Below are 436 nucleotides of genomic sequence, written 5' to 3' on the forward strand. Positions count from 1 at the left end.
CATCACGCAGCTGATGTGTAAAGGCAGCGCGATTACCTCGCCGCAGGATTTGGTCGGCAAAAAAATCCTCGTACCGTTTAAAAACGACATGCCCGACATCGTGCTGCAAGCCTTGTTGAAAAAACTGAAAATCGACGCGCACAAAGTCGGCATCACTTACACCGCCACGCCGCCCGAAGCGGTGGGGCTGTTTTTGAGCAAGGATTACCACGCCGCCATCCTGCCCGAACCGATGGCAAGCGCAAGCATACTCAAAGGCAAAACCATGGGCGTAAACGTCGTGCGCAGTTTTGATTTGGTGAAGGCATGGGGGCAGGCGTTTGACACCAAACCGCTGATTCCGATGGCGGGCATCATCGCCAACGAAGAATATTTCCACGCGCACAAGGCGCAGTTCGACATCTTCCATCAGGATTTGAAAAACGCGCTCAACTGG

1 protein-coding gene is annotated in these 436 nt (G+C 53.7%); it reads left to right on the top strand.

The window, feature by feature from the left end:
- On the top strand, window positions 1-436 hold a 436-nt coding region (locus ACTHUR_RS21375; protein ID WP_440400817.1), incomplete at both ends, for an ABC transporter substrate-binding protein.

This window comes from Neisseria sp. P0021.S007, assembly GCF_051956855.1.